26 protein-coding genes and 1 pseudogene are annotated in these 25,435 nt (G+C 73.0%); 20 read left to right on the top strand and 7 right to left on the bottom strand.

All coding sequences use genetic code 11. From position 1 onward, the window contains the following. Nucleotides 1-185: 185 nt before the first annotated feature. The gene (glmM, locus tag E3Z34_RS12985; RefSeq protein WP_134773947.1) at nucleotides 186-1,532 is read left to right on the top strand and encodes a phosphoglucosamine mutase; all 1,347 of its coding nucleotides are present in this window, start codon (nucleotides 186-188) and stop codon (nucleotides 1,530-1,532) included. Between the two features lie 12 nt (nucleotides 1,533-1,544). Here the strand turns inward: glmM and E3Z34_RS12980 are convergent, their stop codons facing one another. Genes E3Z34_RS12980 through glpX form a run of 4 tightly spaced genes read right to left on the bottom strand, consistent with a single transcriptional unit; the run spans nucleotide 1,545 to nucleotide 5,142 of the window. After that, nucleotides 1,545-2,603, bottom strand: a complete 1,059-nt coding sequence (locus E3Z34_RS12980; protein WP_134773946.1) for a MauE/DoxX family redox-associated membrane protein — start codon at nucleotides 2,601-2,603, stop codon at nucleotides 1,545-1,547. A gap of 31 nt (nucleotides 2,604-2,634) precedes the next feature. Beyond that, nucleotides 2,635-3,147 (bottom strand): beta-class carbonic anhydrase, encoded by a 513-nt coding sequence (locus E3Z34_RS12975; RefSeq protein ID WP_134773945.1) that lies wholly within the window; start codon nucleotides 3,145-3,147, stop codon nucleotides 2,635-2,637. Nucleotides 3,148-3,179: 32 nt separating this feature from the next. Beyond that, entirely contained in the window at nucleotides 3,180-4,109 is a 930-nt protein-coding gene (locus E3Z34_RS12970; RefSeq protein ID WP_134773944.1) for a carbohydrate kinase family protein, read from the bottom strand. Between the two features lie 10 nt (nucleotides 4,110-4,119). After that, a complete protein-coding gene (glpX, locus tag E3Z34_RS12965; protein ID WP_134773943.1) occupies nucleotides 4,120-5,142 on the bottom strand; it encodes a class II fructose-bisphosphatase in 1,023 nt (340 codons plus the stop codon). A gap of 66 nt (nucleotides 5,143-5,208) precedes the next feature. On the opposite strand from glpX, the gene E3Z34_RS12960 reads away from it, so the two are divergent. Further along, a complete protein-coding gene (locus tag E3Z34_RS12960; protein ID WP_134773942.1) occupies nucleotides 5,209-5,814 on the top strand; it encodes a DUF4245 family protein in 606 nt (201 codons plus the stop codon). Nucleotides 5,815-5,898: 84 nt separating this feature from the next. After that, nucleotides 5,899-6,240 carry an exodeoxyribonuclease VII small subunit gene (locus tag E3Z34_RS12955; RefSeq protein ID WP_134773941.1) on the top strand — a complete coding sequence of 114 codons (342 nt, stop codon included), beginning with the start codon at nucleotides 5,899-5,901 and terminating at the stop codon, nucleotides 6,238-6,240. 52 nt (nucleotides 6,241-6,292) lie between these two features. On the opposite strand, the gene xseA is transcribed toward E3Z34_RS12955, so the two are convergent. Next, nucleotides 6,293-7,525, bottom strand: coding sequence for an exodeoxyribonuclease VII large subunit (gene xseA / locus E3Z34_RS12950; protein WP_134773940.1), 1,233 nt, complete (start codon nucleotides 7,523-7,525; stop codon nucleotides 6,293-6,295). Nucleotides 7,526-7,606: 81 nt separating this feature from the next. Here xseA and E3Z34_RS12945 point away from each other — a divergent pair, with 81 nt between their 5' ends. The 3 genes from E3Z34_RS12945 (at nucleotide 7,607) to E3Z34_RS12935 (ending at nucleotide 10,557) form a co-directional block, all read left to right on the top strand. Then, complete coding sequence (locus tag E3Z34_RS12945) at nucleotides 7,607-8,374, top strand: alpha/beta fold hydrolase (protein ID WP_134773939.1); 768 nt, start codon at nucleotides 7,607-7,609, stop codon at nucleotides 8,372-8,374. A gap of 105 nt (nucleotides 8,375-8,479) precedes the next feature. Continuing rightward, nucleotides 8,480-9,250, top strand: coding sequence for an SDR family NAD(P)-dependent oxidoreductase (locus E3Z34_RS12940; protein WP_134773938.1), 771 nt, complete (start codon nucleotides 8,480-8,482; stop codon nucleotides 9,248-9,250). Between the two features lie 227 nt (nucleotides 9,251-9,477). Further along, a complete protein-coding gene (locus E3Z34_RS12935) occupies nucleotides 9,478-10,557 on the top strand; it encodes a 4-hydroxy-3-methylbut-2-enyl diphosphate reductase (RefSeq protein WP_134773937.1) in 1,080 nt (359 codons plus the stop codon). Between the two features lie 114 nt (nucleotides 10,558-10,671). On the opposite strand, the gene E3Z34_RS12930 is transcribed toward E3Z34_RS12935, so the two are convergent. Beyond that, nucleotides 10,672-11,901 carry a DNA recombination protein RmuC gene (locus tag E3Z34_RS12930; protein ID WP_134773936.1) on the bottom strand — a complete coding sequence of 410 codons (1,230 nt, stop codon included), beginning with the start codon at nucleotides 11,899-11,901 and terminating at the stop codon, nucleotides 10,672-10,674. A 181-nt stretch (nucleotides 11,902-12,082) separates the two neighbouring features. On the opposite strand from E3Z34_RS12930, the gene E3Z34_RS12925 reads away from it, so the two are divergent. The 12 genes and pseudogenes from E3Z34_RS12925 (at nucleotide 12,083) to ychF (ending at nucleotide 23,424) form a co-directional block, all read left to right on the top strand. Further along, nucleotides 12,083-13,339, top strand: coding sequence for a substrate-binding domain-containing protein (locus E3Z34_RS12925; protein ID WP_134773935.1), 1,257 nt, complete (start codon nucleotides 12,083-12,085; stop codon nucleotides 13,337-13,339). Beyond that, nucleotides 13,336-14,127, top strand: a complete 792-nt coding sequence (locus E3Z34_RS12920) for an ABC transporter ATP-binding protein (RefSeq protein WP_134773934.1) — start codon at nucleotides 13,336-13,338, stop codon at nucleotides 14,125-14,127. The genes E3Z34_RS12925 and E3Z34_RS12920 overlap by 4 nt, the downstream gene beginning before the upstream one ends. 106 nt (nucleotides 14,128-14,233) lie before the next feature. Next, entirely contained in the window at nucleotides 14,234-14,893 is a 660-nt protein-coding gene (locus tag E3Z34_RS12915) for an ABC transporter ATP-binding protein (RefSeq protein ID WP_238695169.1), read from the top strand. Continuing rightward, nucleotides 14,890-15,768, top strand: coding sequence for a branched-chain amino acid ABC transporter permease (locus tag E3Z34_RS12910; RefSeq protein ID WP_134773932.1), 879 nt, complete (start codon nucleotides 14,890-14,892; stop codon nucleotides 15,766-15,768). Before E3Z34_RS12915 ends, E3Z34_RS12910 begins: the two co-directional genes overlap by 4 nt. After that, nucleotides 15,765-16,874, top strand: a complete 1,110-nt coding sequence (locus E3Z34_RS12905; protein WP_134773931.1) for a branched-chain amino acid ABC transporter permease — start codon at nucleotides 15,765-15,767, stop codon at nucleotides 16,872-16,874. The genes E3Z34_RS12910 and E3Z34_RS12905 overlap by 4 nt, the downstream gene beginning before the upstream one ends. Beyond that, complete coding sequence (locus tag E3Z34_RS12900) at nucleotides 16,871-18,457, top strand: class I adenylate-forming enzyme family protein (RefSeq protein WP_134773930.1); 1,587 nt, start codon at nucleotides 16,871-16,873, stop codon at nucleotides 18,455-18,457. Before E3Z34_RS12905 ends, E3Z34_RS12900 begins: the two co-directional genes overlap by 4 nt. Further along, on the top strand, nucleotides 18,454-18,900 hold the full coding sequence (locus E3Z34_RS12895; protein WP_238695168.1) for a TetR/AcrR family transcriptional regulator: 447 nt from the start codon (nucleotides 18,454-18,456) through the stop codon (nucleotides 18,898-18,900). The genes E3Z34_RS12900 and E3Z34_RS12895 overlap by 4 nt, the downstream gene beginning before the upstream one ends. Before the next feature lie 4 nt (nucleotides 18,901-18,904). Further along, nucleotides 18,905-19,096, top strand: a complete 192-nt coding sequence (locus E3Z34_RS19045; RefSeq protein ID WP_238695167.1) for a hypothetical protein — start codon at nucleotides 18,905-18,907, stop codon at nucleotides 19,094-19,096. Between the two features lie 76 nt (nucleotides 19,097-19,172). Further along, nucleotides 19,173-19,827: pseudogene (locus E3Z34_RS12890) on the top strand (SDR family oxidoreductase). Then, a complete protein-coding gene (locus tag E3Z34_RS12885) occupies nucleotides 19,824-20,759 on the top strand; it encodes an alpha/beta hydrolase (protein WP_238695166.1) in 936 nt (311 codons plus the stop codon). The pseudogene E3Z34_RS12890 and the gene E3Z34_RS12885 overlap by 4 nt, the downstream one beginning before the upstream one ends. Nucleotides 20,760-20,951: 192 nt before the next feature. Next, nucleotides 20,952-22,265, top strand: coding sequence for a GntP family permease (locus E3Z34_RS12880; protein ID WP_338043812.1), 1,314 nt, complete (start codon nucleotides 20,952-20,954; stop codon nucleotides 22,263-22,265). Nucleotides 22,266-22,338: 73 nt separating this feature from the next. Further along, complete coding sequence (gene ychF, locus E3Z34_RS12875; protein ID WP_134773929.1) at nucleotides 22,339-23,424, top strand: redox-regulated ATPase YchF; 1,086 nt, start codon at nucleotides 22,339-22,341, stop codon at nucleotides 23,422-23,424. A gap of 27 nt (nucleotides 23,425-23,451) precedes the next feature. Here the strand turns inward: ychF and E3Z34_RS12870 are convergent, their stop codons facing one another. Then, nucleotides 23,452-23,805 (bottom strand): universal stress protein, encoded by a 354-nt coding sequence (locus E3Z34_RS12870; RefSeq protein ID WP_134773928.1) that lies wholly within the window; start codon nucleotides 23,803-23,805, stop codon nucleotides 23,452-23,454. Nucleotides 23,806-23,909: 104 nt separating this feature from the next. Here E3Z34_RS12870 and E3Z34_RS12865 point away from each other — a divergent pair, with 104 nt between their 5' ends. Both E3Z34_RS12865 and E3Z34_RS12860 read left to right on the top strand, forming a co-directional pair. Continuing rightward, nucleotides 23,910-24,920, top strand: coding sequence for a tripartite tricarboxylate transporter substrate binding protein (locus E3Z34_RS12865; protein WP_170213015.1), 1,011 nt, complete (start codon nucleotides 23,910-23,912; stop codon nucleotides 24,918-24,920). Next, complete coding sequence (locus E3Z34_RS12860; RefSeq protein ID WP_134773927.1) at nucleotides 24,917-25,432, top strand: tripartite tricarboxylate transporter TctB family protein; 516 nt, start codon at nucleotides 24,917-24,919, stop codon at nucleotides 25,430-25,432. The genes E3Z34_RS12865 and E3Z34_RS12860 overlap by 4 nt, the downstream gene beginning before the upstream one ends. Nucleotides 25,433-25,435 lie beyond the last annotated feature (3 nt).

Here is a 25,435-nt window from a genome sequence, read left to right as displayed (position 1 = left end):
CCCGCCACGCCAGTGGCCACGAGAGATCTGTACCGAATTCTGACCGGTCCTTGGGGATCCGTTGACCTGTTCTTGACCCCCTCCATACCTGCGGCGTGCAGCGGCACCGACGGGAGGCCGCGGGCGGCATACACTGCCTGTCGGCCCCACCGGGTCGAGGACTGGACGACGGAGGACGGACGACGATGGCACGACTCTTCGGCACCGACGGCGTGCGAGGGCTGGCGAACAAGGACATCACCGCCGAGCTGGCGATGGACCTGTCCGTCGCGGTCGCCCACGAGCTGGGCGGTCAGAGCGTCTTCGGCGGCGCCCGGGCCAGCGCGGTGGTGGGCCGCGACCCGCGGGCTTCCGGTGAGTTCCTGTCCAGCGCGGTCATGGCGGGGCTGGCCTCGGCCGGCGTGGACGTGCTCGACGCGGGGGTCCTGCCCACGCCCGCGATCGCCTACCTCACCCAGCGGATGAACGCCGAGATGGGGGCCATGCTGTCGGCGTCGCACAACGCGATGCCGGACAACGGCCTGAAGTTCTTCGCCCGCGGCGGGCACAAGCTCGCCGACGAGATCGAGGACCGCATCTCCGACCGGGTCGGCGACGAGTGGGAGCGGCCGACGGGCGCCGCCGTCGGCCGGATCCGCCCCTTCCCCGAGGGCGCCGAGTTCTACATGAGCCACCTGCAGCAGGCGGTGCCGGGCCGGCTCGACGGGTTGCGGATCGTGCTGGACGCCGCCCACGGCGCGGCCTCGCACGTGGGGCCGGAGGTCTTCCGCCGTGCCGGCGCCACCGTCGACCTCATCGGCGGGGAGCCGGACGGGCTCAACATCAACGACGGCTACGGGTCCACCCACCTGGGTCGGCTGCAGGAGGCGGTGCGTCTGCGCGGGGCCGACATGGGCGTGGCCTTCGACGGGGACGCCGACCGCTGCCTGGCCGTGGACGCCCGCGGAGGTCAGGTGGACGGCGACCAGATCATGGCCATCCTGGCGGTGTCGATGCACGAGGGTGGCCGGCTCCGGGACGACACCCTGGTGGCCACCGTGATGAGCAACCTCGGACTGCTCCAGGCCATGGAGCGCGAGGGTGTCCGCGTGGTGCAGACCGCGGTCGGGGACCGCTACGTGCTGGAGGAGATGCGGTCCCACGGGTACTCCCTGGGCGGGGAGCAGTCGGGCCACGTCATCATGCTCGACCACGGCACGACCGGCGACGGGGTCCTCACCGCCCTGTCCCTCGCCCAGCGGGTGGTCAGCTCCGGGCGCCCCCTGCAGGAGCTCGCCGCGGTGATGACGCGGCTGCCGCAGGTGCTCGTGAACGTCAGGGGGGTGGACAAGGACCGCGTCGGGTCCGACGCGGGGGTCCTGGACGCGGTCGCCGCCGTCGAGGCCGAGCTCGGGAGCAGCGGGCGCGTGCTGCTGCGCAAGTCCGGCACCGAGCCGCTCGTGCGGGTCATGGTCGAGGCCGACGCGCAGGAGCGGGCCCAGGGGTATGCCGACCGCCTCGCCGGGGTGGTCAGCGAGCGCCTGGCCCTGTAGGAGGGGGCCGGCTCAGGTCTGGGGGTGGGCGGCGCCCGTCTCGGCGGGCGGCTCGGGACCCGTGGGGGCCAGCTCCGCGGCGATGTCGGCGACGAACTCCTCGATCTGCTCGACGCCGTTGACGGGCCCTCCCGCCAGCAGACCGTCGGCCCCGAGCAGGACGGCGGCGGGGCTCGCGCCCGCCCGAAGGGTCTCGTAGACGGTGGCCCCCGGGTCCCACCACACGCCCGTCGTGGTGGCCAGCCGCGGCTCGTCGAAGGGGCGGAGGGTGTGGACGAGCTGGACGCCCAGCTGGGGGAGCCGATCCCGCCAGGCGGGCAACCGGTCGATCGCCGCGACGGTGCTGCCGCACCAGCAGTTGGCGAGGACGACCAGCTGGGCCTGCTGGCGGGCCAGCGCGTGCAGGGAGACGGTCTGGTGGTCGCGGTCGACGAGCACCCCGCGCGGGATGGGCGTCCGCACGTACTCCAGCTCCGCCGTCTCCTCCTGCGACGACGGGGTCGCCTGGTCCTGGCGGGCCCGCCGACCGGCCCGCGCGGGCCGTTGACCGGTCGGCGCTCCGCCGAGCACGAGGAAGGTCACTGCAGCCAGGGCCACGGCGAGAGCCAGCCACAGCCAGTCGTCGGTCGAGAAGTCGGCCAGCAGGCCGGTCGCGGATCGGCCCTGCAGGGCGATCCAACCAGCGATCAGCGCCAGCCCGACCAGGACGGTGTTGCGGGTCACCGTCCGGCCGTTGATCCGGTGGTCACCGACCCGTCCGAAGCAGCCGCAGGTGGGGCGCGGGTCGAAGGTCATGGCCCGGGCGATGACCACCCAGAACGTGAGGAAGAGGCCCAGGGCGGCGAGCGCCCCCAGGGCGTACGTCCACCGCCAGGGTGTGAGGAGCAGCGCGGCCGTCCCGATCTCGCCCCAGGGCAACGCCCGTGCGGTGGGCATCGTGGCCACCGGCGCCGGCAGCCGCAGCAGCCGCATCATGCTGTGCGTGGAGGACGGGTCGGGCCGTTTGGCGAGCCCGCTGAGGACCAGCACGGCCGCCAGGGTGAGGGGCGCGAGCGCGAGGGCGGGAGACATGACGATCAGACTACGTGACGCGTCAGCAGCCTCAGACGAGCTGCTCGAGCAGGCCCGTGTCGACGTCGTAGAGGAAACCCCCGACCTGGACGCGCCCCTGGACCAGGGGGTGGCTGGTGACCCGGTGCACGTCCTCGACGAGCGCTGCCCGCTGGTCGGGCACCACGTGGAAGTGCTGCCACCACGCGTCCTGGCCGGACACCTCGGAGATCTTCTCGCGCAGCTCGTTCTCGCTCATCTTCGTCATGGCGCACCGCGTGTGCGGGACGATGAGCACCCGGCTGACGTTGAGCAGGTGGACGCCCAGGACGATCGCCTCGAGGGCGGCGTCGGTGATGCGGCCACCGGGGTTGCGGAAGATCTTGGCGTCGCCGTGCTTGAGACCCAGCATCTTCAGCGGCTGGATCCGGGAGTCCATGCACGTCACCACGGCCACACCGGCACGGGCCACGCCGTCGAAACCGCCGAGGGCGAAGCCCTTGGCGTAGCTCCGGTTGGCCTCCAGCAGGTCGTCGAAGTCGCTGCGGGGGGAGGGGGTCACCATGGGCCACAGCCTAGTGCCGTGGCCGCGCGCGATCAGGACAGGTCGGTCCGGGTGGGTGCGGCCGCGCCGGCCCGCCCCACCGTCCAGCTGGCGGTGGCGACGGCACGGTCCACGGCCGCCAGGACGGCGTCCTTGTCGGCGACCCGCAGCCGGTCCCGGGCCCGCGCCGAGCCGAGGAGCCCGGCGTCCAGCAGACCCGAGAGCAGCCCGGCCATGAAGGAGTCGCCGGCCCCGACCGTGTCGACGACCGGCACGTCGCGGGCGGGCAGGTCCAGGACCTCCCCGGAGGCCGGGCGGTGCACCAGGGGCCCGTCGCCCCCGCGGGTCACGACGACCAGGAGCGGCCCGAGCCGTCCCCACTCACGGACGACCGCCTCGACCTCCGCCCCGGGGTAGAGCCACTCGACGTCCTCGAGGGAGGCCTTGACCACGTCGGAGCGCCCGACGCACTCCTCGATGCGCTGCCGGGCGTCCCGCGGTTCGCCCATGATCGTGGGGCGGGCGTTGGGGTCGTAGGACACGGTCGCGTCGTCGTGCGTGCGCGCGCGGGCCAGCAGGTCCACCACGGCGGTCCCTCCGGGCTCCAGGGTCGCCGCGACCGAGCCCGTGTGCAGGTGGCCGACCCCCTCGAGGTCCTGGGGACCGACCCGCCACGTGAGGTCGAAGTCGTAGGTGGCCACCCCGTCCTCGTCCAGCCGGGCGGTCGCCGTCGAGGTGCGCCGGGCGGTCCGGGACCCCGGCGTCAGCTCGACGCCGTACCGGCTGAGGTGGGCCGCAACCCGGTCACCGTACGGGTCGGTGCCCAGGTGCGCCGTGAGCCGGCTGGCGTGACCGAGGGCGGCCAGCCCGATGGCCACGTTGGCCGGTGAGCCGCCGACGTGCTCGGTGCTCGCCCCGCCCCCGGCCGGCACGACCACGTCGACGAGGGCCTCACCGACGGTGAGCACGGCCGGTCCGCTCATCCCGGCACCCTCAGACGGCGTCCGGCGCGTACGCGTCGGCGATCCGGGCCACCTTGTCCAGGCGGTGGTGGGACACGACCTCGCGGATGGTGCCCGAGCGCGAGCGCATGATGAGGGACTGGGTGACGGCGGTGCCGGAGCCGTAGCGCACCCCGCGCAGCAGCTGACCGCTCGTGATGCCGGTGGCGGCGAAGAAGCAGTTGTCGCCGGTGACCAGGTCGTCGGTCATGAGCACCCGGTCCAGGTCGTGGCCCGCGTCGATCGCCTTCTGCCGCTCCTCGTCGTCCCGCGGCCACAGCCTGCCCTGGATGACGCCGCCCAGGGCCTTCATGGCGCACGCCGTGATGATCCCCTCCGGGGTGCCGCCGATCCCCAGCAGGATGTCCGCGGAGCCCTCCTCGCGGGCCGCCGAGAGGGCACCGGCCACGTCGCCGTCGCTGATGAACCGCAGCCGCGCGCCGGCGCGACGGACCTCCTCCACGTAGTCGGCGTGGCGGGGGCGGTCGAGCATGACGACCGTGACGTCGTCGACGAACTTCTTCTTCGCCCGGGCGACCCGGCGCAGGTTCTCCCGGATGGGCAGCCGGATGTCGACCCGGTCCGCGACGTCCGGTCCCACGACGAGCTTGTCCATGTAGAACACGGCAGAGGGGTCGTACATGGTGCCGCGCTCGGACACCGCGATCACCGAGATCGCGTTGTCCATCCCCTTCGCGGTCGGCGTCGTGCCCTCGACGGGGTCCACCGCGACGTCGACCTGCGGGCCGGTGCCGTCGCCGACGTGCTCCCCGTTGTAGAGCATCGGCGCCTCGTCCTTCTCGCCCTCGCCGATGACCACGACGCCGGTCATCGCGACGGAGGAGATGACCTTGCGCATCGCCTCGACCGCGGCGTTGTCGGCGAGGTTCTTGTCCCCGCGCCCCACCCACCGTCCGGCGGCCAGCGCCGCCGCCTCGGTCACCCGGACCAGCTCGAGGGCGAGGTTGCGGTCGGGGAGGACCTGGTCGGTGGCGGGTGCGCGATCGGTGGCCATCTCGTGCGACTCCTTCGTCCGGAAACGTGCGGCCGACCCAGCCTATCCCCGTGCGACCATGGACCGGTGAGCAGTTCCCCCACCGCGCAGGCCCCGCAGCGGCCCGCTGACAAGCGGCGCAAGCGGCTGGCCTCCTACACCGTCCGCAACATGATCTACTCCGTGCTGCCCGTGGCCGGGCTCGCGCTGGCCTGGTGGTCGCTCACCTACAACCCCCAGGAGCAGCAGACCCGTCCCGCCGAGGTGGCGCCCGCCGCGGCCTACGCCGTCGACCGGGCGGACTTCCCCGTGTGGGTGCCGGAGCCCGGCGAGGGGTGGCGACCGACCGTTGCCCGGTTCGACGACCAGGTGGAGGGGGTGTGGACCTGGCACGTGTCCTTCCAGACGCCCGCGGGGGAGTACCTCGCCCTGCACCAGGCCTCCGACATCACCCCGGCGTGGACCGAGGAGGTGCTCGGCGGGGGCAGCGGGACGGGGGAGCAGACCCTGGGCGGCCCGCTCGGGGACCAGACCTGGCAGACCTTCGAGGGGCCGCGACCGAGCAACGCCGAGGAGGCCTGGGTGCTGGGGCCGGAGGTCACCGGAGGGTCGACGGTGGTGGTCACCGCGACCGACGACCTGCCCCCGACCGAGCTCGAGCTCTTCCTGGACGCGGTCGAGATCCGCGACTGACGCGGCTGCGGAGGACCCGCCGGGCGACAGGTCCGTGCGGGAGGAGGACGCGGCCCGGCACCCCGGTCCCGTTAGGGTGGCCGCGTGAGCACCCCAGATCCCGCCGATCAGGACCCGACCCCCGTCGCCGACCTCTCCTACGAGCAGGCCCGCGACGAGCTGGTCCGGCTCGTGTCCCGGATCGAGTCCGGGCAGGTGCCGCTGGAGGAGGCGATGGCGCTCTGGGAGCGCGGTGAGCAGCTCGCCGCCCACTGCCAGGCCAAGCTGGACGCCGCCCAGGACACGCTGGACCGGGCGACGGGCCAGGGGGAGCAGGTCACGGTCGGGACCGGGGAGGGTCCGGGCACGCCGGCAGGGGACGAGGACGGCACGCGCGTCGGGGCCGACGACGAGGCCCGCGACGACCCGGACGGGCCGACCGCCTGAGGCTTGCGGGCGGCGGGCCGGCTCGGCGCGGCGAGAACCGACCGGGTGCGGCTCAGGCGGTGACCGGGCGCACCGCGAAGTCGCCGCGGGCGACCGTGACCCGCAGCAGCTCGTCGGCCTCGACCTCGGCGCGGTCGCGCACGATCGTGCCGTCGCTGTGCCGCACCACGGCATACCCCCGCTCCAGCGTGTGCTGGGGGGAGACCGCACGCAGGTGCCGCAGCAGCTGCTCGGCGCGGTCCTGCTCACGGGTCAGCCGCTCCCCGAGCCGGGCCCGGCCCCGCGCGCGCAGGGCCAGCACCTCCTGCTGGTGCTGCTCGATGATGGCCGCGCGGTCGGCCATGACCGGCCGGGCCATGAGCTGCGCGATCCGCTCCCGCTCCCGGGTCAGGCGCAGCGCGAGGGAGCGCCGCGCCCGCGCCCGGACCGTCGCCAGGCCGCGCAGCTCGTCGGCGACGTCGGGGACCACCGCCGCCGCCGCGTGCGTGGGGGTGGAGGCCCGCAGGTCGGCGACGAAGTCCAGGAGGGGGGTGTCCGTCTCGTGGCCGATCGCCGACACGACGGGGGTCCGGGTCGTCGCGACCGCGCGCACGAGGGTCTCGTTGGAGAACGGCAGCAGGTCCTCGAAGGCACCACCGCCGCGGGCGACGATGATGACCTCCACGTGCTCGAGCCCGTCCAGCTCGCGCAGGGCGGCGGTGACCTGCGGGACCGTGTCGGCTCCCTGGACCGCCACCTGCCGCACCTCCACCCGGGCGGCGGGCCAGCGTCGGCGCAGCCCCGCGAGGACGTCGTGCTCGGCCGCCGTGGCGCGGCCGGTGACCAGACCGATGCCGCGCGGCAGGAAGGGCAGGGGTCGTTTGCGTGCGGGGTCGAACAGGCCCTCGCTGCGCAGCAGCTGCTTGAGGTGCTCCAGGCGGGCGAGCAGCTCGCCCACGCCCACGTGCCTCATCTGACGCGCGTCCAGCTGCAGGGTCCCGCGCTTGGTCCAGAACGTGGGTCGGGCGTGGACCACCACCCGCGCCCCGGTCTGCGGCGGGCTCGGCATCGCGTCCAGCGCCCCGGTGGGGATGGAGACCGACAACGACATGTCCACGTCGGTGTCCCGCAGGGTGAGGAAGGCTCTCCTCATGCCCGGTCGGCGGTTGAGCTCGACGATCTGCCCCTCCACCCACAACGGTGACATCTTGTCCACGTAGTCGCTGATCTTCATCGACAGCACGCGCACCGGCCAGGCGGCGGACGCGGTGGTCTCGCGGGCGGTGGGGGGCAGCGGGGACGGCACGGGGCCAGGGTATGCGGTGGGCCGGCCGGGCGAGCCCGGGCCGGGCGCGAGGCGGGCGGGGCAGGGAGGCACGATGGGGGCGTGGACCTCTCTCCCCGGACCGAGCCGCAGGGGGGCGTGCTGCCGCCGGCCGGGCTGGTCCTGCTGCACGGCACCCGGATGAGCCGGGCGCAGTGGGGTCCCTACCTACCGCTCCTGCCGGGGACCGAGGTCGTCAGCGTCGACCTGCCGGGGCACGGGGATCGCGTGGCCGAGGAGTTCACCCGTCAGGCCGCGCTACGCACCGTGGCGGACGCGGTCGCGCAGGCCGGCCCGCGCCCGGTCGTGGCCGGGCACAGCCTCGGGGGCTACCTGGCCGCCCTGTGGGCCGCCGAGCACCCGGACGCCCTGGGGGCGCTGGTCCTGATCGGGGCCACCGCCGACCCGGCGGGCCCCCTGACCGGCCTCTACCGCGCCTTCGCCCGGGTCATGCCCCACCTCGACGCGGAGCGGACCGCCCGCCGGATGAACGCCCTCATGCGCCTGCTCGGCGCCCGGGGGGAGCACGCCGACGTCCTGCCCGGCGGAGCTGCCTACGCCTCCCTCCCGGCGGCCTGGGACCTCGTCATCGCGGAGGCCGGTCCCCGGCTGCTCGAGGAGGTGCGCTGCCCCGTCGTCCTGGTGAACGGTCAGCTCGACCAGATGCGGCTGCACGTCCGCCGGTTCGCGGCGCACGCCCGGGACCCCCACGTCGTGACCATCCCCCGGGCGACCCACCTGCTGCCCGCCACCCACCCCGAGCAGCTCGCCGAGGTCCTGCGACTGGCCCTGGCCCTCGCGCGGCCGCAGGAGCCGGACGCCCCCGTGTGACCTCGCTCGCACCCGGTCCGGAGGGCCCCCGAGGAGGTAGGTCACGTGCCAGGATGAGAACGGGTCAGCTGCCGTACGGACGGCACCCGGTCGAGAGGGAGCACCATGGTCGAGCGCACCACCTACGCGGGCTTCGAGGGCAAGGTCGCCATCGTGACCGGAGGCGGATCGGGGATCGGCAGGGCGTGCGCGGAGGACCTGGCCCGCCAGGGCGCCTCGGTGCTCGTCACCGACATCAGGCTCGAGGCCGCCCAGGAGGTCGTGGACGCGATCACGGACGCCGGCGGGACGGCCGCGGCGATGGAGCACGACACCTCGAGCCCCGGGGCGAGCGAGGCCGCCGTGACCCGCGCGGTCGAGACCTACGGGGCGCTGCACCTCGCCGTCAACAACGCCGGGATCAGCGGCAGCCACGACGTGGCCGGGGAGATCTCGGTGGACGACTGGCTGCAGGTCATCAACGTCAACCTCAACGGCGTCCTGTACGGCCTGCGCTACCAGCTGCCCGCCATCGAGGCGGCCGGCGGCGGGGCCATCGTCAACATGGCCTCCATCCACGGCACCGTCGCCACCGGGCTCGGGGCGCCGGCCTACACGACGAGCAAGCACGGCGTCGTGGGACTGACCAAGCAGACCGCCGTGGACTACGGCAGGCGGGGCGTGCGGGTCAACGCCGTCGGCCCCGCCTACATCGACACCCCCCTGCTGGCCGGGCTCGACGACCAGGTGCGCCAGGCCCTCGTGGCGGCGCACCCCATCGGCCGCCTCGGCCGGGCCGAGGAGGTGGCGGCGCTGACCACCTTCCTGCTCTCGGACGACGCGTCCTTCATCACGGGCAGCTACCACCTCGTGGACGGGGGCTACACGGCCCCGTGACCTGGCCCGCGGCGGGGTGGTCCGGCACCACCCCGAGGCGCCGGGGCCCCACGCGTGCGGGACGAGGCTGTGCACCCGATGCGACGTCGGCAGCGGCGTCTGTCGTGCACAGCCTTGCCTACCGCGGCGCCGGACGACCACGACGGTGCATGACGCGCGGAGCGCGGGTCCGAGACCCGGACGGCACCGTCCAGGCTCGGTCCAGCCGCGCCTCGTAGACTGGGGGGGTGACTTCCCCCACGCCGGCCACCCGCCCGACCGACGTCGTCGTCCCGCCCGGGCAGGACGGCAAGAGAGTTCTGCTCGCCGCGCCACGCGGCTACTGCGCCGGCGTCGACCGCGCCGTCGTCACCGTGGAGAAGGCGCTGGAGCTGTACGGCCCTCCGGTCTACGTCCGCAAGGAGATCGTGCACAACAAGCACGTCGTGCGGACCCTGGAGCGGCGGGGCGCCATCTTCGTCGACCAGACGCAGGAGGTCCCCGAAGGGGCACGGGTCATCTTCTCGGCCCACGGCGTGAGCCCGGCCGTGCACGAGGAGGCCCGTCAGCTCAGCCTGCGGACCATCGACGCCACCTGCCCCCTGGTGACCAAGGTGCACCGTGAGGCCGTCCGCTTCGCGGGGGAGGACTACACGATCCTGCTCATCGGGCACGACGGGCACGAGGAGGTCGAGGGCACGGCCGGGGAGGCGCCGGACCACACGATCCTCGTCGAGAGCCCCGAGCAGGCGGCCGTCGTCGAGGTGCCGGACCCCGAGCGCCTGATCTGGCTGTCCCAGACGACCCTGTCGGTCGACGAGACGATGCAGACCGTCGCGGTGCTGCGCGAGCGCTTCCCGCACATCCAGGACCCGCCGAGCGACGACATCTGCTACGCCACCCAGAACCGCCAGGTCGCGGTCAAGCAGATGGCGGCCGAGTGCGACCTCATGATCGTCGTCGGCTCCCAGAACTCCTCCAACTCCAAGCGGCTGGTCGAGGTCGCGCTCGAGTACGGCACCCGCGACGGGCACCTGGTCGACTACGCCGACGAGATCGACGAGGCCTGGCTCGACGGGGTGCGGACCGTCGGCGTCACCAGCGGCGCCAGCGTCCCCGAGGTGCTGGTGCGCGACGTGCTCGACTGGCTCGCCGAGCGCGGCTACGGTGACGTCTCCGCCGTCACCGCGGCCGAGGAGTCCTTGCTGTTCGCCCTGCCCACCGAGCTGCGCAAGGACCTCAAGGCGGCCGGTCAGGAGGCGGCCAAGGTCCGGCATGACCCCGGCAGCGTCCCGGGTGCGCGCCAGGGTGTCGACGTCCTGCACTGACGCCCCCTGTGTGACGGGCCGTCCCGACGGCCCGGCGCCGGCCGTCCCGCGCCGAGCAGTCGTCCGACCACCTCGTGCGGCCGCCTCGTCCGACCAGTCGCGGTCGGCCGTCGCTCAGCCCACGGCGCGGTCACCTAGCGGGTCGGCCTCGCGTCGCTCGCTCAGCAGGTGGGCCTCGGGGCCACGCCCCGGAAGACCACGCTCCAGCTCTGCGGCGAGCAGCTCCGCGCTGGTCAGCGGGCGAGGGGCAGCCTCGACCGGCGCGGGCACCTCCGGCGCTGTCTCCGCCAGGCCCAGGTCGTGCATCCTGCGCGCGGTGACCAGGACGCGTGACTCCAGCGTGCCGACCAGCTGGTTGTAGGTCTCGACCGACCGCCGTAGGGCACCACCCATCGCCGAGAGGTGCCGACCCACGGTGCCGAGCCTCTGGTGCAGCTCGCCGCCGAGGGCCAGCAGCTCCCGGGCGTTGCTGGTGAGCGCATCCTGCTGCCAGGCGAGCGCGGTCGCCCGCAGCACGGCGAGCAGCGTCGCCGGTGAGGCGAGCACGACCTTGCGCGACTGCGCGTGGTCGTAGAGGTCCGGCTCGGCCCGCAGCGCGGCGGCGAGCACGGCGTCCGAGGGGACGAAGCACACGACCAGCTCGGGGGAGGTGGCGAAGGCGCTCCAGTAGTCCTTGCCCGCGAGGGTCTCCGCGTGGCCCCGGAGCGCGCGGGAGTGCTCGCGCAGCAAGCGCGCGCCCTCCTCCGGAGGGACGTCGTCACCCTGCGCCCGCAGGAAGGACGAGAGCGGGGCCTTGCTGTCGATGACCAGGGCCTTGCCCCCGGGCAGCCGCACCACCGCGTCCGGGCGGACCCTGGCCTCGTGCCGGCTGAGGCCGGTGACCTGCTCGTCGAAGTCCACGTGCGACAGCATCCCGGCGTGCTCCAGGACCCGGCGCAGCTGCACCTCGCCCCAGGTGCCCCGGGTCCCGGAGGAGGACAGGGCCCCGGACAGGGCCGCGGTCTGCTGCTGCAGCGCCCGGGTGTGGGCGGCGACCTGGGCCAGGTGCTCCCCGACCTGGCCGAACTGCTCGGAGCGGTCCCGCTCCAGCGTGCGCACCTGCCGCTCCACCCGCTCCAAGGAGGCGCGCAGGGGAGCCAGCTCCGCGGCCGTCCGGTCGTCCTCCGCCCGGGCCTCGAGGGCGGCCTCCACCTCGCGCCGCAGGCCGGTCGCCTCGCTACGGGCCAGGTCGCGCTCGACCCGGGCCGCGGCCGCGTGCCCGCGGGCCAGCAGCCAGCCCCACGACATCCCGAGCAGCAGCAGGGCGAGTCCGGCGAGCACGAGCAGCGGGGTGGGGAGCTCCATACCCGCACCCTGCCAGCAGGCTCCGACAGACCGGCTACGGCGGGCTGCGGCTGGCGGCGGGCAGAGGCGATGGTCACGAAGTGGTCACGGTCGTTGACAGAGGGGAGGCGGGTGCTCTACGGTCCGGAACGAAACATGAATCACCTTTCATGTTCACCTCCAGTGCTTGAAGGAGTCCCCGGTGACCGCACGCCCCACCCGTCTGTTCGCTCTCGTCCTCGCCGCCGGTGCGCTCGCCGTCGCCGGCTGCGCCCCGTCCCAGAGCGGGACCGGCAGCAACGCCGGCTCCGACTCCGACAGTGACACCACCGCCACCGGGGACGCCGCCGGTGGCGAGGAGGCCGCCGGCAGCGTCAAGGTCGGCATCATCTACTCCGAGACCGGCCCGCTCGCCGCCTACGGCCAGCAGTTCAAGGAAGGCCTCGAGGCCGGTCTGGACTACGCCACCGACGGCACGGGCGAGGTCGACGGCACCCAGATCGAGCTGACCTACCGCGACGACGCGGGCAACCCGGACACCGCGGTCGCGGCAGCCAAGGACCTCATCGGCCAGGAGTACAAGATCATGGGTGGCACCGTGGTCTCCGGGATCGCGGTCGCCATGGCCGAGCAGGCCGAGCAGAACCAGGTCCTCTACATCTCCGGCCCCGCCGCGACCGACCAGACCACCGGCGCCAACGAGTACACCTTCCGCTCCGGCCGCCAGAGCCTGCAGGACGTGGCCACCGCCGCCGCCTTCCTCCCCGACGAGGGCGACAACAAGATCGTCGTGCTGGCCCAGGACAACGCCTTCGGCCAGGGCAACTTCGCCGCGGTCCAGGCCGTGCTCGGCGCCGACGGCGACGAGGTCACCAGCGTCCTGGTGCCCGAGGACGCCACCGAGTTCACCAGCTTCGCCCGCCAGGTCATCGACGCCGAGCCCGACCTCATCTTCGTCGCCTGGGCCGGGGCCAGCGCCGGCAACATGTGGCAGTCCCTGGAGCAGCAGAGCGTCTTCGACGTGGCCCCGGTCGTCACCGGCCTGGGCGACAGCGCCACCTTCGGGGCGTACGGCCCGGTGGCCGACAAGATCTCCTTCCTCAACCACTACTTCCCCGGTGCCACCGACAACGAGGCCAACACCGCCCTGGTCGAGCACGTCGAGGCAGCCGGCGGCACCCCCGACCTGTTCACCAACGACGGCTTCGTCATGGGCCAGATGATCGTCCAGGCCGTCGGTGAGGGCGGTGGCGAGGACGTCAACGCCATGATCGAGGCGCTGGAGGGCTGGGAGTTCGAGGGCCCGAAGGGGACCCTGACGATCCGCGAGGGCGACCACGCGCTCCTGCAGCCGATGTTCACCGTCCAGCTCAACCAGGACGGCGAGGCGTGGGTGCCCGAGCTGCTCGACACCATCCCCGCCGACCAGGTCGCGCCGCCGGAGGCGTCCGGGCGGTGACCCAGGGGACCCGTCCCGGTGCGGGGGCGACCTCGGCCGCCCCCGCCCTGGAGGTCCAGGACCTGTCGCTGAAGATCGGTGGCGCGACGATCCTGGAGGACATCAGCTTCGCCGTGCCCGCGGGCGAGATCGTGGGCGTGATCGGCCCCAACGGCGCCGGCAAGACCACGTTGTTCAACCTGGTCTCGGGCGTCCACCAGCCCACGTCCGGCCGGGTGCTCCTCTCCGGTCGGGACGTGACCTCCCGGTCGATCACCCAGCGGGCCGTGGCCGGGCTCGGCCGCACCTTCCAGACCTCCTCGGTCTTCCCCGGTCTCACGGTGGCCGAGAACGTGCGGCTGGCCGCGCAGGTCACCGAGGGCGGCGCCATCTCGCTCTTCCGCTTCCCCCGGTCCTCCGACGCCGCGACCGGGCGGGCCCGCGAGCTGCTGGGCGAGGTGGGCCTGGGTCGACGCCTGGGGGTCCGCGCGGGCGACCTGCCCCACGGGGACAAACGCAAGCTCGAGATCGCGATGCTGCTCGCCACCGACCCCCAGGTGGTCCTCCTGGACGAGCCGATGGCGGGCGTCGCCTCCGGTGACGTCCCGGAGCTCACCGCGGTCATCCGCAGCCTGCACCGCGACCACGGCTGCACCGTGCTCATGGTCGAGCACCACATGGAGGTCCTCCTGGGGCTGGTCGAGCGCGTGGCCGTCCTCCACTTCGGCCACCTGCTGGCCATCGACACCCCGGAGTCCGTCATGAACGACCCGACGGTCCAGTCCGCCTACCTGGGGGAGAGTGCATGAGTCAGGCAGCTGAGCACGCCGGCCCCACCCCGGCCCCCCCCCCGAGGCCGGCGCACCCGTCCTGCGGGTCCGGGACCTGCGGGCCTCCGTCGGGTCGCAGCAGGTCGTGGAGCACGTCGACCTGGACGTGGCGCCGACCGGCGTCACCGCCCTGCTGGGTCGCAACGGCGTGGGGAAGACCTCGACCATCAAGGCCATCATGGGCCTGTACGAGCGGACCGGCACGATCGAGCTCGACGGTCAGGACCTCGTCGCCCTGCCGACCTTCCGGATCGCCCGGCGCGGGGTCGGCTACGTCCCGGAGGACCGTGAGGTCTTCGCCGGTCTGAGCGTCTCGGACAACCTGCGGATCGCCGAGCGCGCGGGGCAGCAGCACCGCTACGACCTCGTCTACGACCTCTTCCCCGAGCTGGAGCAGCGCGGCGCCCAGGTGGCCGGCACCCTGTCCGGCGGTCAGCAGCAGATGGTCTCCCTGGCCCGCGCGCTGCTCAACGACAACCGGGTGCTCCTCGTCGACGAGCCCACCAAGGGTCTGGCGCCACGCCTGGTCCAGGAGGTCAGCCGGGTGCTGGCCCGGGCGGCCGAGGTGGTGCCGGTGCTGCTCGTGGAGCAGAACCTGCAGGTCGTCCGCGACCTCGCCCGGCAGGTCGTGGTGCTCACCGACGGACGCAGCGTCCACCACGGTCCTGCCGCCGACTTCCTCGACGACCCGGACGCCACGCAACGCCTCCTGGGCGTGCACGGCGGGAAGGACGGTGCCGTATGAGCACCAACGTGCTCCTCCTCCTCACCGGGATCGGGCTGGGGGCCATCTACTTCCTGGTCGCCTCCGGGCTGTCCCTCATCTACGGGCTCATGCACGTGCTGAACTTCGCGCACGGTGTCTTCCTGTCCCTCGGCGCCTTCCTGGGCTTCGAGATCGCCAACCGCATCGGTGCCGCCACGTGGACGAGCTTCGCGGTCTCGCTGCTGGTCGGTGGTCTGGCGGGGGCGCTCTTCGCCGCGCTCACCGAGCGCTTCCTCGTGCAGCGGCTCTACGAGCGGCACATCGAGCAGGTGCTGATCACCGTGGGTCTGGCCCTGGCGGTCGTGGCCCTCTTCGAGGGCGTCTGGGGGACCGACCCCCGGTTCATCAGCAGCCCCGCGTGGATGGACCGCACCACCTCGATCCTCGGGGCCCAGGTGCCCAACGACGTCTTCGTCGCGATCGTCGTCGCGGTCCTGGTCCTGGTCGGCATGGTGCTCTTCCTGCACCGGACGCGCTACGGCATGATCATCCGCGCCGGCGTCGAGAACCGGTCCATGGTCACCGCCCTGGGCATCGACGTGCGCACGGCCTTCACCCTGGTCTTCACCATCGGCGGGTTCGCCGCCGGCCTGGGAGGGGTGCTCGCCAGCCACTACTTCGGCTACGTCTCCCCGCTGCTGGGCCAGACGCTGCTCATCTTCGCCTTCATCGTCACCGTCATCGGGGGGCTTGGCTCCCTGACCGGTGCCGCCGTGGCCTCGGTCCTGGTGGCCCTGCTCCAGCAGTTCGCCAACTACCACCTCCGGGGCACCGGCGACGTCGCCGTCGTCATCCTGCTGGCGGTCGTCCTGCTCACCCGGCCCTCGGGCCTCCTGGGAAGGAAGGTCGCATGAGCACGGTCCGTCGTCTCTGGCCGCTGGCTCTGGTCGTCCTCCTGGCCCTCCTGCCGCTGCTGAACCTCTCCCTGCCCGGTGTCCTGCCGGGGGCGACCTACACCCCCGGGACGCTGCACCTGCTCTCGCTGGCCATGGTCATGGCGGGGCTGGCGCTGTCCTACCACCTGCTGCTGGGCGTGGCCGGCCTGCTCTCCTTCGGGCACGCGCTCTACTTCGGGGCCGGGGCCTACCTGCTCGGCATCCTCATGCGGGAGCTGGAGCTGGGGCTGCTGCCCGCGGCGCTGCTCGTCATGGTGGTGGGCGTCCTCATGGCGACCGTCCTGGGAGCCGTCAGCCTGCAGGTCACCGGCATCCCCTTCGCGATGGTCACGCTGGCCTTCGCCCAGGCCGGCTCGGTGCTGGTCCGCCGTGACCAGCTGCGGGTCACCGGCGGGGAGGAGGGGCTGCGCCTGCCGACGGAGTTCGTCCCCGACTTCTTCGTGGGCGTGCTCAACACCCGCAACGTCTACTGGCTGGCGCTCGCCGCCCTTGTCCTCGCCTTCGTGCTCGTCACGTGGGTCCAGAGCAGCCGGGCCGGGCACGTGGCCCAGGCGATCCGCGAGAACGAGCTGCGGGTCCGGGTGCTCGGTATGCGGCCCTTCCTGGTCAAGCTGGCCATCTTCGTCTCCGCGTCGTTCATCGCCGTCCTCATGGGGATGGTCCACCTGATGCTCAACTCCGGCGCCGTGCCGCACATCGTCAGCGCGGAGCTCACGATCTCGCTCGTGCTCATGGTGGTCATCGGGGGCGTGGGCTCGAAGTGGGGCGCCATCGTCGGCGCGGTGCTCTACGTGCTGCTCAGCCAGCGGCTCACGGTGCTGGCGCAGTCGGCCTGGATCGACGACCTCCCGGCCGTGCTGCACATCCCGCTCTCCGAGCCCATGTTCATCCTAGGGACCCTCTTCGTCCTGGTCGTCCTCTTCCTGCCCGGCGGGCTCGCCGGCACGGTGGGACGACTGCGTGGCGGTCGCGGCCGCCAGGACGCCGACGGCCCGCTCGAGGATGCTCGTGACAGGCTGGAGAGCGTGGAGGAGACCAGCACCGAGGGCGCAGGTCTGCGATGACGCCGACCCAGACCACCGGCGAGGGGCTGCACACCCTGGGCCGGTGGCCCGCCGACCGGGCCCGGCTGGCGCCCGCCCGGGTCGCCGTGGTCGACCGGGGGGTGGAGGTGACCTACGCCGAGCTGGCCGAGCGCGTGGAGCGTCTGGCCACCGCCCTGCGCGGCGCCGGGATCGGGCGCGGCGACCGGGTCGCGACGCTGGTGGGTAACAGCACCGGCCACGTCGTGCTGTTCTTCGCGTGCGCCCGGGTGGGGGCGGCGCTGGCGCCCCTGTCGTGGCGGCTGTCCGCGGGGGAGCTGGCCCGGCAGGTCGAGCTCCTCGACCCGGTGCTCCTGGTCGAGGAGGACGAGACGCACGCCGCCGTGCAGGAGCTGCGTCGACGGCTGGTGCAGCCGGTGCCGTCGGCGCACCTGGGCGCCCTGGAGCTTCCGGGCGGCCTGGACGCCGTCGGTCGGGCACCGGCACGGGCCTCGACGCCGGCGACGCCGGCCGGAGCGGTGCAGGACGAGGACCCGCTCCTTGTCGTCTTCACCTCCGGCACCGGCAGCTCGCCCAAGGCCGTGGTCCTGTCCCACCGCACCTGCTACTGGACCAACCTGTCCCTGTCCAGGACCGTGACGCTGTCCGACCAGGACGTGGTCCTCTCCGTCCTCCCGCAGTTCCACGCCGGGGGCTGGAACATCCAGCCGCTGCTGGCCTGGTGGACGGGCGCGACCGTCGTGCTCGAGCGCACCTTCGACGCCGGCCGCGTGCTCAGCCTCATCGGCGAGCGTCGGGTCAGCACGATGATGGGCGTCCCGACCCATTACCTCCTCATGGCCGAGCACCCGGCCTTCTCCCGGGCCGACCTCAGCAGCCTGCGCAACGCCGTGGTCGGCGGTGCCCCCATGCCGGCACCGCTGCTGCGCACCTTCCACTCACGGGGGGTCGCGCTGACCCAGGGGTACGGCCTCACCGAGGCGGGACCCAACGTCCTGTGCCTGCCGCCGTCCGAGGCGGCCGAGCGGGCCGGGTGGGCCGGGGTCCCCTACCCCCACGTCGACGTGGCCCTGGCCGACCCGGCGACGGGGGAGCGGCTGGAGGGCCCGGCGACCGGGGAGCTGCTCGTGAGCGGCCCGGGCCTGTTCTCGGGCTACTTCCGCGACCCGGACGCGACGGACCAGGTCCTGCGGGACGGCTGGCTGTGGACCGGGGACATCGCCACCCGGGACGAGCACGGCTACCTGCGGATCGTCGACCGGATCCGCAACATCTACATCTCCGGCGGTGAGAACGTCGCACCCGCCGAGGTGGAGGCCGCGCTGCGTCGGCACCCGGCCGTCGCCGAGGCCGCGGTGACCGGGGTGCCGCATCCCCGGTGGGGCGAGGCGGGAGTCGCCCTCGTCGTGCCCCGCACGGGGGTCCCCACCGACGAGCCCGACCTGCTGGAGCACTGCCGCCGTGAGCTGGCTCCCTTCAAGGTGCCCGTCCGCATCCACCTGGTCCCCGAGATCCCGAGCGCGGGGATCGGCAAGCTGGACCGTTCCCGCGTGCGCGAGATGGTCCGCGGGCTCGACCCCGCCGGTGAGCAGGTGACCCCGTGACGGCCCGGGCGCTGCCGCGGACGCCACGCGGGGCACGCACCCGCGCCCGGCTGCTCGAGGCCGCCGAGGACGTCTTCGCGACCGTCGGCTACCACGAGGCCTCGATCGTCCGGATCACCGAGCAGGCCGGCGTTGCCCTGGGCACCTTCTACGTGCACTTCCCCGGCAAGAAGGAGATCTTCGACGAGGTCGTGCTCGACCTGTCCAGGCGGGTGCGGCAGGCCATGACCGAGGGGGCCAGCGGCGCCGCCGACCGCATCGAGGCCGAGCGCCTCGGCTTCGAGGCCTTCTTCCGCTTCACCGCGGAACAACCCGCGCTCTACCGGATCATCCGCCAGGCCGAGTTCGTCTCGCCGGAGACGATGAGGGCGCACTACGACGCGATCTGCGCGGGGGTACGTCGCCGGTCTCAGCCGCGCCCAGGAGGCCGGGGAGATCCGTGACGACGTGGACCCGACCGTCGCCGCCTGGGCGCTCATGGGGGCCGGGGAGCTGATCGGTATGCGGTGGGTGCTGTGGGACCGGGCCCGCCAGATCGACCCCGCCGTCTACGCCGGCCTGATGGACATCATCGAGGGCGCGCTCGCCCCGCGCCACGACCGTGGCGCCGACCACCACGACCGAGAGGACAGAGCATGACACGCAAGGCCCTGATGTCACCGGCGGAGGCAGCGGCATCGGTGCCGCCGTCGCGCGGCGTCTGGCTGCCGACGGGATGAGTGTCGTGGTGGCGGACCGGGACGGTGAGGCGGCGGAGCGGGTGGCTGCGGCGGTGGGAGGCAGCACGTGGGTGGTGGACCTGTCGGACACGGCGGCGTTGGAGGAGGTGCGGCTGGAGTGTGACGTGCTGGTGAACAACGCGGGGGTGCAGCGGGTGGCGCCGGTGGAGGAGTTCGACCCAGAGGACTTCCGGTTGATCCACCGGTTGATGCTGGAGGCGCCGTTCCTGCTGGTGCGGGCGGCGTTCCGCACATGTATGCGCAGGGGTGGGTCGGGGGGTGAACGTGAGCTCGGCGCACGGGTTGCGGGCCTCGGCGTTCAAGTCGGCGTACGTGTCGGCCAAGCACGGGTTGGAGGGGTTGTCGAAGGTGGTGGCGCTGGAGGGTGCGGGGCGGGGGGTGACGAGCAACTGTGTGAACCCGGGGTATGTGCGGACGCCGTTGGTGGAGGCGCAGGTGGCGGATCAGGCGCGGTCGCACGGGATCGGGGCTGATGAGGTGCTGGAGAAGATCATGCTGACGAAGGCGGCGGTGCGGCGGTTGATCGAGCCGGAGGAGGTGGCGGCGCTGGTGGCGTTCCTGGTCTCGGAGGAGGCGGGGATGGTCACGGGGGCGTCCTACACCATGGACGGCGGGTGGACCGCCCAGTGAGCACCACCACGACCCTGCCGGAGTCCGTCTCGGCCGTCCTGGGGCCGCGCTACCGCTCGGTGGAGGTGCCCGTCCGCGGGGGAGACCTGCACGTCGGCGTGTGGGAGCCTGCCGCGCCCGCGCCCGGGCCCGTGCCCTCGCTGGTGCTGATCCACGGGATCACGGCCTCCCACGTCAGCTGGGCCGAGCTGGCCGCGGCCCTGCCCCACGTGCGGCTGGTGGCCCCCGACCTTCGCGGTCGGGGCCGGTCCCGGGACCTGCCCGGGCCCTACGGCATGCCGACGCACGCGGACGACGTCGCCGCCGTCGTCGAGGCCCTGGACCTGGGACGGGTCGGCGTCGTCGGTCACTCCATGGGCGCCTTCGTGAGCCTGGTCCTGGCCGACCGCCACCCCGACCTGGTCACCGCCCTGGCCCTGGTCGACGGGGGTATGCCGCTCGTCCCGCCCCCGGGCGTGGAGCCGGAGGCGATGTCGATGGCGGTGCTGGGCCCGGCCGCGGAGCGGCTGCGCATGACCTTCCCCGACCGGGCGGCATACCGGGACTTCTGGGCGCAGCACCCCGCCCTGGGGCCGGAGTGGACCGACCTGACCGGGGCCTACGTGGACTACGACCTGGTCGGGAACGCCGGGGCCATGCACCCCTCCACCCGGGTGCGGGCGCTGGAGGAGGACATCCGCGAGCTCGTCGACGGGAGCTCGGTCGTGCACGCCCTGGACCACCTGCGTCACCCGGCCACCTGGTTCGTCGCCCCACGGGGGCTGATGGACGAGGTTCCTCCCCTCTACCCTGAGTCCGCGGTCGACCGGTGGGCGGCGCAGCTGCCCCAGCTGCGCCTGGTGCACGTCCCGGACGTCAACCACTACACGATCGTGATGCTCCGCCGCGGCGTCGACCAGCTCCTGCCCCACCTGGAAGCAATGCTCCGATGATCGGTCTCGTCGGGATCCTGCTGTCCCTGGCCCTGCTCATCCTCCTCGCCTACCGAGGGTTCAACGTCATCGTCCTGGCCCCGATCATGGCCACCGTGGCCGTCCTCTTCGCCGGGGCGCCGGTGCTGGCGACCTACACCCAGGTCTTCATGCCGGCGCTGGGCAACCACGTCATCCGGTTCCCCCCTCTTCCTGCTGGGCGCGCTCTTCGGCAAGGTCATAGCGGACTCGGGCTCGGCCCTGCGGATCGCCCGCTGGGTCGTCGACAAGGTCGGCGGTGCCCGCGCGATCCTCGCGGTGGTGCTCGCCTGCGGCATCTTCACCTACGGCGGGGTCTCGCTCTTCGTCGTCGCCTTCGCGATGTTCCCCATCGCCGCCGCGCTCTTCCGGGAGGCGGACGTGCCCAAGCGGCTCATCCCCGGGGCGATCGCCCTGGGTGCGTTCACCTTCACCATGACGGCGCTGCCCGGCACGCCGGCCATCCAGAACGCCATCCCCAACCCCTACTTCGGCACCGACGGCTTCGCCGCACCGGGCCTGGGGGTCATCGCCGCGCTCATCATGTTCGGCGGCGGCGTCGCCTGGCTGTCCTTCCGCGCCCGGCAGGCCCGCGCGGCGGGGGAGGGGTATGACGACGGGCCCCTCATGCGTGAGGGGGCCGACCCGGCGGCGCTGACCATCGACCTCGGCGAGGACGACGGGCCGCGGCGGGCCGACGCCGGCTCGACGAGCACCGGCACCCCCGACGGCACCGTCGCGACCCAGCAGGAGGGCGGGGTCGCGGTCGCCGAGGAGGAGCGGGACCTGCCCCCGCTGTGGGTGGCGCTGCTGCCGGTGGCCGTCGTCATCCTCGGCAACCTCGCCCTGCTGCGCCTGGTCTTCCCCAACATCGACACCTCCTACCTCGCCGAGGAGCAGTTCGGCGGCGTGGAGCTGTCCGAGGTCGTCGGCAACTGGGGCCTCATCGTGGCGCTGGCGAGCGCGGTCGTCCTGGTCTTCGTGCTCAACCGACGTCGCCTCGCCAGTCCCAAGAAGACCTTCAACAAGGGGACGACCGCCTCCTTCCTGCCGATCATGAACACGGCCAGCGAGGTCGGCTACGGCGCGGTCATCGCCTCGCTCGCGGCCTTCGTCCTGGTGCGCGACTTCATCATGGGTGCCACGGACAACCCGGTGGCCAACATCGCCGTCGCGGTCAGCGTGCTGGCCGGCATCACCGGCTCGGCGTCGGGCGGGATGAGCATCGCCCTCGAGGCGCTCGGCGACGACTTCGTCGCGCAGGCCGCCACCGCCGGCATCGACCTGGAGCTCATGCACCGGGTCACCGCCCTCGCCTCGGGCGGCATGGACGCCCTCCCGCACAACGGGGCCGTCATCACCCTGCTGGCCATCTGTGGGCTGACGCACCGCCAGTCCTACAAGGACGTCGGCATGGTCGCCGTGGTCATCCCCGTCGCCGCGCTGGTGACGGTCGTCGTCCTCGGCTCCGTCCTCGGCAGCTTCTGAGCCGGGGCGGCCACCGGCCCCCGCCCGGCGGAGGGCCGGCGGCACGGCATACCCGGGCTAGACTCCCCTTCTTGTGGCACTCACCATCGGTATCGTCGGCCTGCCCAACGTCGGCAAGTCGACCCTCTTCAACGCCCTGACCAAGAACTCCGTGCTCGCCGCGAACTACCCCTTCGCGACGATCGAGCCCAACATCGGTGTCGTCCCGCTCAAGGACGACCGGCTGGCACGGCTGGCCGAGATCCACGGCTCCGCCCGGATCCTGCCCGCGACCGTGAGCTTCGTCGACATCGCCGGCATCGTCCGCGGCGCCAGCGAGGGGGAGGGGCTGGGCAACAAGTTCCTGGCCAACATCCGCGAGGCCGACGCCATCTGCCAGGTGGTGCGCGCCTTCCGCGACGACGACGTCGTCCACGTCGACGGCAGGGTCAGCCCGCGCGACGACATCGAGACGATCAACACCGAGCTGGTGCTGGCCGACCTGCAGACGCTGGAGAACGCCGTCCCGCGCCTGGAGAAGGAGGTCAAGGGCAAGCGGGCCGACCAGGAGGTCCTGGACACCGCGCGGGCGGCCCAGAAGGTCCTCGAGACCGGGGACACCCTGTATGCGGCGGGCGAGGCGGCCGGTGTGGACCTCGCCATCGCACGGTCGCTCGGGCTGCTCACCACCAAGCCCTTCCTCTACGTCTTCAACCTGGACGAGGACGGACTCACCGACGAGGCCCTCCACGCCGAGCTGGCGGAGCTCGTGGCGCCCGCCGAGGCGATCTACCTCAACGCCAAGCTGGAGTCCGACCTCGCCGAGCTCGACGACGAGGAGGCCCGGGAGCTCCTGGAGTCGGTGGGCGTGGAGGAGCCCGGCCTGGACCAGCTGGCCCGGGTCGGCTTCGACACCCTGGGCCTGCAGACGTACCTCACGGCCGGCCCCAAGGAGTCGCGGGCCTGGACGATCCGCAAGGGCTGGACCGCCCCGCAGGCCGCGGGCGTCATCCACACCGACTTCGAGCGAGGCTTCATCAAGGCCGAGGTCGTCTCCTTCGCCGACCTGGACGCGGCCGGGTCGATGGCCCGGGCCAAGGAGGCCGGGCGGGTCCGGATCGAGGGCAAGGACTACGTCATGAACGACGGCGACGTCGTGGAGTTCCGCTTCAACGTCTGAGGACGACCAGGAGCTGCGGGCGGTCGGTCACCCGGCGGGCTTGACGGCCAGCACGGGCGGGAGCGCCTCCAGCAGGACGGTCTGGGCCGCGCTGCCGAGCAGCAGCTTGCCGACGGGGGATCGCCGCCGCAGCCCCACGACCACCAGGCTGATGTCACCGGAGTTGGCGGCGTCGATGAGCTCGCCCACGACGTCGCGGGCCCGGGCGTCCGGGCGTGCGTGCCGCACCTGCAGCCCCTGCAGGTCCGGATGGTCCTCGGGCACCCCGTCCTCCAGGTGGAAGACCAGGACGTCATCGCCACGCAGCCTGGCCTCCTGGCCGGCGACGCGGGCGGCTGCGGCCCCCTCCTCGCTCGAGGCTCCTGCCAGCAGGATCGTCATGGGGCCCTCCTCTCCTGTGGCGGAAACCCTATCCCCCCGGCCTGGACGTGACTAGACTCCCCGCTCACGGGGCGCCGTGTGCCGGGCGCGCCGGGAGGAGGGTCATGAGCGCCACCCCAGCACGTCCGACACCGGGCCGCGACCGACGGGGGATCGGGCTGATCGTCTACACCGTTGTCGCCGCCCTCGTCATCGGGACCGCGGTCTGGCAGTCGGTGGCCCGGGGTGACCAGGGCACGGACGTCCGTTCCTCGATGACCCTGACCGCGCCGGCCGGCGCCGGGGGAGGGTGGGACACGTTCATGCGCGAGCAGCAGCAGGCCATGCGCACGAACAGCCTGGTGGGGAACGTCCAGGTCGTCAACATCCCCGGCGCGGCCGGCACCATCGGTCTGGGGAGGCTGTCGACGATGGACGGCCAGGCGAACGTCATGATGGTGAGCGGGGCCGGGCTGGTCGCCGGCGTGGAGCAGACGGGCTCCCCCGTCACCCACGACGACGTGACGATGCTCGGGCGCGTCGTGGAGGAGTACGACGTGGTGGTGGTCCCGGCCGACTCGCCCTACGAGACCCTGGAGGAGCTCGTCGAGGCCTGGCGGGCCGATCCCGGGGGCATCGCGTGGACCGGGGGTGGCACCTTCGACCAGCTGGTCATGACGGCCCTGGCCATCGAGGCGGGCATCGAGCCCTCCGACCTGACCTACATCCCCAAGTCGGGCGGGGGTGAGGCGGTGCAGGCCCTGGTCACCGACACCGCCCAGGCCGCCACCTCCGGCTACATGGACGTCTCCGACCAGATCGAGGCCGGTCGCCTGCGGGCCCTCGGCCTGGCGGCGCCCGCCCCGCTGGACGGCGTCGACATACCGACCCTCACCGAGCAGGGGTATGAGGTGACGCTCGCCAACTTCCGGGTGGTGGCCGCACCCGCGGGCATCACCGGGGAGGAGAAGACGGACCTGGTCGAGCTGCTCACGGAGGCCACGCAGACCCCCGAGTGGCAGGACGCGATCCAGCGCAACAGGTGGTCCGACGTCTTCCTCACCGGACCCGACTTCGACGCGTGGTTCGCCGAGCAGCAGGTCCAGATCGCCGAGCTCGTGGAGCTCCTGGGATGAGCACCCACACCGACCTCTCCCCGCCCCGCGGTGACGCCCTCGCCGGGCGCAGTGGGTTGCTCTTCCCCCTGCTCCTCGCCGCGGCCTCGACCTGGATCCTCGTGGGCAACCTGCGGATGGAGGTGCCCGAGGGCGCGGACTTCCCGGGCCCCCGCTTCTACCCTGGGCTGCTCGCCGTGGCCGGCTACGTGCTGTCCCTCCTCCTGGTCCGGCACTACCTGCGCCACCCGGAGCACCCTGAGCAGCACTCGGAGCGGTCCTACGCCTGGTTCACCGACTGGGTAAGCATCGCCTGGTGCGTGGGGGGCTTCCTGGCCTTCGCCCTGCTCCTGCAGCCGCTGGGTTGGATCCTCGCCGGGGCTCTCCTGTTCTGGGGCGTCGCCCGGGGGATGGGCAGCCGAAGGCCGTTGCTGGATGTCAGCGCCGCGCTGCTGGTGTCCAGCGCGGTCTACCTCATCTTCGCCGTGGGGCTCAGCCTGCCGCTGCCCTCCGGTGTGCTGGGCGGGTGGTGAGCA

Source organism: Ornithinimicrobium flavum, assembly GCF_004526345.1.
Lineage (GTDB): Bacteria > Actinomycetota > Actinomycetes > Actinomycetales > Dermatophilaceae > Ornithinicoccus > Ornithinicoccus flavus.
Note: the sequence above shows the minus strand (reverse complement) of the source record. Positions and strands in the feature narration are given on the sequence as shown.